This window comes from Streptomyces sp. NPDC002403 (assembly GCF_053593015.1).
In genome coordinates this window covers 41,515-47,916 of sequence record NZ_JBSFBQ010000053.1, presented here as the reverse complement: position 1 = coordinate 47,916, position 6,402 = coordinate 41,515, and the positions used below count along the sequence as shown (strand labels likewise).

Below are 6,402 nucleotides of genomic sequence, written 5' to 3'. Positions count from 1 at the left end.
CCGCCCCCGCCCTCGTACCGGCCCCCACCGCGCGCACGACACCGCCACCACCGCTCCCCCGGCCGCAGGAGCTCACGCCTGAACTCCAGCGCGCGTCCTCCTCCGGAGGAACGACGCACGACCCTACGGGTCGTAAAGACGATAAACCCCTCCGGGGTTTAAACCATTCCTCCGGAATGGTTTATGAATTCCTCCGGAATTCATGCGCAATCCTGGGTTTTAGTTGAGCTGGTTTTAGGCGTGTTTCGGTTTTCTTGTCGTGAAGGTTCAAGATGGCTGGCTGCAAAGGGTGGTGACGGTGGGATGTCTCACAATCCATCAGTGAATCTATGGAGTGAGGGGCGAGAGTTTCTGACATGCCATCACTTGACCCCTCCTGACCCTGTACGACCAAACTACCCAACAGTAAGGCCGCATTGGACAAACTTGCTGCATCACTCCGTGATGCAGGGTAGAGACTGTGAAAACACGCCCCCCACGAAATAAGCCAGATCACAGGCCCAGCCCTAACAGAGCTGACCACAAATCAGCCGCACACAGAATTCAGCACAGCCAGAGAAGAGCAGACCGAAAAGCAGTGACCACGCCACAGTGACTGATACAGAGCAAAGAGAATTCAGAGCCCGGACAACCGGAAGGCATGGTCCCCCTGTTGTGGCGCAGCACGGACCCGGGGGAGAGAGTGAGGCCGCACACGAACCGGGCCCGCCAACACCCGAGCGCGGAGGCCCCGCCGACGCGCAACCCAGAAGATCCGGCGTCGATCCCCGAGGATGCCGCGCCGCCCCACGCCCGCCCCCCCACCTTTCCTAATTCGGGCCGGGGGAGCAGCAGCAGAGGGGATGTCGCGCTCCCCGACCATGGAAATAGCGTGCTTGACCTGGGGTTTTCTGGAGACGGTCACCCGGTGGGGTCAAGAGATGGTGCAGGAGATGGTGCAGGACTTTGCGCGTGGCGGGGTGCAACAGATCCCACCTGCTGTATTATGGAACATGTCGGAAGGGGGGCCCTTCTGACATCGCCGAAGGTTCGTCAACAGAGAGGTGTCACCGTGGAGATCGTCATCAGCGAAGGCAAGGTCACCCGCAGCAGGGACGCGATCAACGCTCCGCAGGCTTTGCGGGCCCGGAGCATCGCAAACTACCTGCCGCGTCCGGAGTTGCTCCGCGAGGCCACGATCGTGCACGACCAGGACGAGAAGACCACGTCCGTCCGGTTCGAGACCAACGCCGGTCCCGTTCGGGTAATGCTCCCCGTGGAGACCGGTTTCGAATTCCATGTCATTCATGACAGCGAAACCGGTCCGCGCATTCTCGGCTCGATCAAGGGAGCGTCCCTTTCCGCGCGGGTTGTCGCGTTCCGCATCAGCGAATTCCTGCGGACGCGAGGGCTGAAGTAGTTCCTTCTTCCGGGGGTCCGGTAGTGCGGACCCCCGGACGTCCCCAGCCTTGCCCCGACCGCAGGAGAGGAAGACCGCAGTGGACACGACACGTATCGAGCCCTCTCGTTCCGCCCCGGCAAGCGACGCCGAACGAGAGCAGATGGAGGCCGCTTTCCGGTCGGCCTTGGAGCAACTCGCCCCGAACGCCAAGTTCTCGCGCACCGTGCGCGAGCTCGCCCGCCCTCTTTTCGACGTGGGATGGATCGCGGGTGTTCGGACCGGTCACACCGGGCCCGCACTGGCCGACGTGCCCTTTCCCCCGCACAAGTTCGGTGTTGCCCTGGCAGGCCTGGCCGACTTGGTGACAGAGGAGCCCGGCGCCAAGCTGGGTCAGCTGGTGAGCTATCACGGCAGCCAGGAGAGCTGTCACGGGCGCTACTGGGTGACGCGGATTGACCGCGAACTCAACGCCCAGGGGAGGGAGGCGGTTCTCTACCGCCTCAGCGAGTACGCGCACGGTCGATTCCGCCATAGGTTGCATTGGGTCCGCGCGGAAAGCATCACGGCGCTGCCTCGGCAGTTCTAGGGCGGTCGGCTGGCCGGAGTGCGACAGCCCCCGGCTCGGGGGGTGGGGTGGCCCGGTTTATTCGGTTGCCCCATTCCCGCAAGATAGGCATTATGGAACATGTCGGCAGGGTGGCTCCCTCCCGACTCGCCAAAAGTTCGTCACCAGAAAGGAAGCCTTCACATGGCTCACCAGATCGAGAAGTTCGCCGATGGCACCGCCGCTTTCGCCTCGGCCAACACGAGCGCATGGCACCGCCTGGGCATCGTGACCGATGGCGCGATGACCGCCGAGGAGGCGATGCGCCTTGCTTCCCTCTCCGGCTGGAACGTGCGTCTGCTGCCCCTGACTGCTACCGAGATCACGACCGGGGGAACCACTCCCGTGGAGATCCCGCAGCACTTCGCGACCGCCCGAACGCACCCGAAGACCGGCCGGACCGAGACGCTCGGCGTGGTCGGCAGCGACTACCACCCGGTACAGAACGAGGAGCACGCCGAGTTTCTCAACCTCCTTGCCGACGAGTCCGGAGCGCACTTCGAGACCGCCGGGTCACTCCGGAACGGCAAGCAGGTGTTCCTCACGATGAAGATGCCCGAGACGCTCACGGTCGGCGGAGATGACAAGATCGGGCTCTACATCGCCGCGTTCAACTCCCATGACGGAAGCTCAGCGTTCCGCGTCGTCGTGACACCGGTCCGGGTCGTGTGCGCCAACACCTTGCGCGCGGCGCTCACGGGTGCGCGTTCGTCCTATGTTGTGCGGCACACCGCCGGGGCCAAAGCCCGGATCGCACAGGCCCGCAGCGCGCTGGGGCTCACGTTCCGCTACGCCGAGGAGTTCGAGAAGGCCGCAGAGCGGATGGTTCAGGAGGAGATGACGCTCAACGAGCTTCGGGCCGTCGTCGACCAACTGTGGCCGGTCCAGGACAACGACAGCGAGCGCAAGAAGACCAACCATCGGCAGCGTTGGGGAGCCATCTCGAATCTGTTCGCTGTCGCTGACACGCAGGCCGGTATTCGTGGCACCCGGTGGGCTGGGTACAACGCGCTCACTGAGTACGCCAACCACCGCGCTCCGGCCCACGGTCTGACCGCCGCCGACAAGATGAGCGCCCGCGCCGAGCGAGTCATCAACGGCACCGCGAGCGGACTGATGGAGAAGGCATTCGCCCTCACCACGGTCTGACCCCCTGACCGCCGGACGGGCATCCGTACATCCCCTGCGGGTGCCCGCCCGGTCCCACCGGCCAGCAGCGGCCGACATGCCCCCGAGCGCGGAGCGCTCCCCGCCGGACCCTGCCGCGGAGCGGCAGCGCGTCGCGTCTGCGGAGCAGACCGCGCGCAGTACATACCTGCCACTCCTCGCGCCAGGGCCATGCCGGCGGACTGCCCCGCTGCGCCCCCGCCCACCGCCCCACGAAAGGCCGTTCATGTCCATTGCGAAGTGGAAGATTAAGGGCATCGTCGATGACTTCAGCGAGTGCGGCTGCTGTGGCCGTCGCGGACTCAAGCGCACGGTCGCGATGATGCCGCTTGACGTTGACGGGAACGAGGACGGTACCGCTGAGGACGTCGTCTATTACGGCACGTCGTGCGCCGCTGCCGCGTTGGGCTGGAAGCAGGGCAAGGTGACCAACCTCGCGCTCGCTGCCCAGGCCAAGCGGGATCAGCACGACGAATACGCCCGCCGGTTGATCAGCATCTACGCCCCGCTGGAGTTCGCCCCCGCTCGCGACCAGGCCCGCCTCTACTACAGCCGCAACCCGTATCACCGGCGCACCGGTGGGGTGAAGGCAACCGAGGAAGTGGCGAAGCTGCTCGCCGAGGCCCGCGCCACGCTGGCCGACACCATGGCCGGCCCAGCCCGCCCGTCACGGATCGAGGACTTCCACCGCTACATCGTGATGTTCGCCAGTGACGGCCGTATCTCCCTGGTACAGCGCGTGCCGGAGGACGAGGCCGAGCGCCAGGATCAGGCCGCCGCTGCCCGACGCCTCGCCGACAAAATGCGGGGCAAGGTGCTGGTCGTGGCTGCCCTGGACAGCGAATCCGCGCGCGAGGTCGCATACGCAGACGACCTCACCCGCGAATGGAACGAGCGAGCCTGGCAGGCCGCACGCACCTGAGCACCACCTATGCGGTCGCTTCGGCGGAGTCCTGCCGGAAGCGTGCCGCTTGGGCCAGCAGGCCCGAATTCGCCCTGTTCTCTGACCGGCCCGGTGCGCTGCGGGGGGGGGCGCCGTCCCGTCGCGCGCTGAGCCGGTGCCCTCACTCTTCGATCTTGGAGGTTCGCCATGTCCACCCCGCACTGCAACCAGCCCGACCGCCCCAATCATCGCGCTCTGACGTGTCCCGGTGATACAGCTGTCCGCCGCCGCGCGTACGCGGCAACCGATGTCCTCGTGATCGATACGCCTTCCGGTGCTGTGCGCGCCACCGCCGGCCCCCGGAGCACGGACTCAGTCGTGTTCGAGCTGAACGGGGCCATGCGCGGCAGCGTGCACGTCACTGGGACCAACCATCCGTACTACTGGGACCAGTTCACCGCCGTCCGTGCTTGTCTCGGTCCGGTCGACGCCTTCCAGACCACCGCCCCCGACGATGCCCTGCCGCGGCTCGCCAACAGCCGTTGCGGATATCACGGCAGCCTGACCCGCTACCCCCACGGGGACGACGGGCGCCCCGAGGTATCCGTGAATCCGCTGTCGACCGCCGCCGGCAACGAACCGTCACCGAAGACTGCCTCAACGCTCACCGCCGTTCTGAGCGCGTGCGCCCAGAACGTAGCCCAGCGCGATGACCTGCCCCTGATCCTGGATGCGTCCAGGCTGCGCAAGACACCTGGGCTGCTGCGGTTCCTCAGCTGGGCCGCTGCGCAGGCGGACACCGATGCCGTCCGCTTCGCTGCAGAGTCGCAGGCCGCCCGCCGGGCGGGGAAGGCCGCTGTGGCCGCCTGGTGGGCTGCGTTGCGCTGGTTCACGGTCCACCCGCACCCTGTACTGCTGTTGTTGCTGGCCGACGGGGAGGGGTCGTTGGCCCGCCACATCCGCGTTCTGGCGTGGGAGGCCCCTTACTACTCCGAGCGCGCCGCTGAAGAGAGGGCACGTGCGGACAGGACTTGGGCCGAGATCGCATCTCTGCGCGCCCAGCAGCGGCGCGGCCGCGGCCGCCGCAAGGGAACCCAGGTGTACCCCGGAACCAAGGAGAAGGTGTGATCGTGCGCTGGCTGATGACCTTGGGTGAGCGCACTCGCCCCGACGTTCCTGCTTTCGCCGAGTGTCCTGGTCCGCGCGAGGCCCGCGCGCTCGCCCTGGTCGACGACTTCGGGCAGCTGCTCCCCATCCTCCTGGGGTGGCGGCGGCTGTTCGGCGACGGCCTGACCGGTTGGGCCAACCTGGTTGAGGCGGACGACATCGAGAGTCTCTCCGCGAGCCTGATCGAGAACTGGGGACCTGACCAACTGCGTCTGGACACGATGCCGGGCGGTTACGTGAAGGTGTCCGACTATCGCGACCACCAGGCACTTTCCGCACTTCCGTCCAGGAGGAACGTTTTTATGCGCCTCTAGGCGGTGTCTTCAAATGATCTCGCCTGGTGGATCATGGTCGGGTGATACGTCGTCATGAACTGTCGGACGCCGAGTGGGAGTTCGTCCGGCCGCTGCTGCCCGCGTCGCTGCGGGGTCGGAAGCGGTTGGACGACCGCACCGTTCTCAACGGCATCGTGTGGAAGTTCCGCACCGGGGTGGCCTGGCGGGACGTGCCTGGGCGGTACGGCCCGTGGGCCACGCTGCACACCCGATTTCGCCGGTGGGCCCTGGACGGCACTTTCGAGCGGATGCTCCAGGCCGCCCAGGCCAAGGCGGACGCGGCCGGGGACATCGACTGGCTCGTGTCGGTCGACTCCACGGCCGTCCGGGCCCACCAGCACGCCGCCGGAGCCCGAAAAGGGGGCTTCGCAGCCCCGCGCTCGGACGCTCCCGGGGCGGTCTGACCAGCAAGATCCACCTGGCCTGCGACGCCCTGGGACGTCCGCTCGCCTTCACTGTCACTGGTGGGAACGCCAACGACTGCACCCAGTTCACTGCCGTGATGGACGCGATACGGGTGCCCCGCCCCGGACCGGGACGGCCACGGATTCGGCCCGACCACGTCCTGGGCGACAAGGGCTACAGCTCCAAAGCCATCCGCGCCTGGCTCAGACAGCGAGGTGTCGGACACACCATCCCGGAACGGGCCGACCAGATCCGAAACCGGCTCCGGCGAGGAAGCCGCGGCGGGCGCCCGCCGGCCTTTGACAAGCAGCTCTACAAAAAGCGCAACGTCGTCGAACGCTGCTTCAACCGCTTGAAGCAATGGCGCGGCATCGCCACCCGCTACGACAAGACCGCCGAGTCCTACCAAGCAGCAGTCGCTCTCGCATCGCTCCTGATGTGGGCCTGACATTTGACGACA

At 66.6% G+C, this 6,402-nt stretch carries 7 protein-coding genes; all 7 read left to right on the top strand.

The genetic code is table 11. The features are described from left to right. Positions 1 to 1,051 precede the first annotated feature (1,051 nt). Positions 1,052 to 1,399, top strand: coding sequence for a hypothetical protein (locus ACWCPY_RS35570; protein ID WP_451272099.1), 348 nt, complete (start codon positions 1,052 to 1,054; stop codon positions 1,397 to 1,399). A gap of 79 nt (positions 1,400 to 1,478) precedes the next feature. Next, complete coding sequence (locus ACWCPY_RS35565; RefSeq protein ID WP_451272097.1) at positions 1,479 to 1,967, top strand: hypothetical protein; 489 nt, start codon at positions 1,479 to 1,481, stop codon at positions 1,965 to 1,967. A 162-nt stretch (positions 1,968 to 2,129) separates the two neighbouring features. After that, positions 2,130 to 3,134, top strand: coding sequence for a DUF932 domain-containing protein (locus ACWCPY_RS35560; RefSeq protein WP_451272095.1), 1,005 nt, complete (start codon positions 2,130 to 2,132; stop codon positions 3,132 to 3,134). 244 nt (positions 3,135 to 3,378) lie between these two features. Beyond that, entirely contained in the window at positions 3,379 to 4,074 is a 696-nt protein-coding gene (locus ACWCPY_RS35555; RefSeq protein ID WP_451272093.1) for a hypothetical protein, read from the top strand. A 339-nt stretch (positions 4,075 to 4,413) separates the two neighbouring features. Next, positions 4,414 to 5,163: a hypothetical protein gene (locus ACWCPY_RS35550; protein ID WP_451272091.1), complete on the top strand. Its 750-nt coding sequence runs from the start codon at positions 4,414 to 4,416 to the stop codon at positions 5,161 to 5,163. Beyond that, positions 5,160 to 5,516, top strand: coding sequence for a hypothetical protein (locus tag ACWCPY_RS35545; RefSeq protein ID WP_451272089.1), 357 nt, complete (start codon positions 5,160 to 5,162; stop codon positions 5,514 to 5,516). Before ACWCPY_RS35550 ends, ACWCPY_RS35545 begins: the two co-directional genes overlap by 4 nt. A gap of 44 nt (positions 5,517 to 5,560) precedes the next feature. Next, positions 5,561 to 6,390, top strand: a protein-coding gene (locus tag ACWCPY_RS35540; RefSeq protein WP_451272101.1) for an IS5 family transposase whose coding sequence is annotated in 2 segments (ribosomal slippage) — positions 5,561 to 5,897 and positions 5,897 to 6,390 — 831 coding nt in all. Because the reading frame shifts where the segments join, the coding sequence is not laid out codon by codon here. Positions 6,391 to 6,402: the final 12 nt, after the last annotated feature.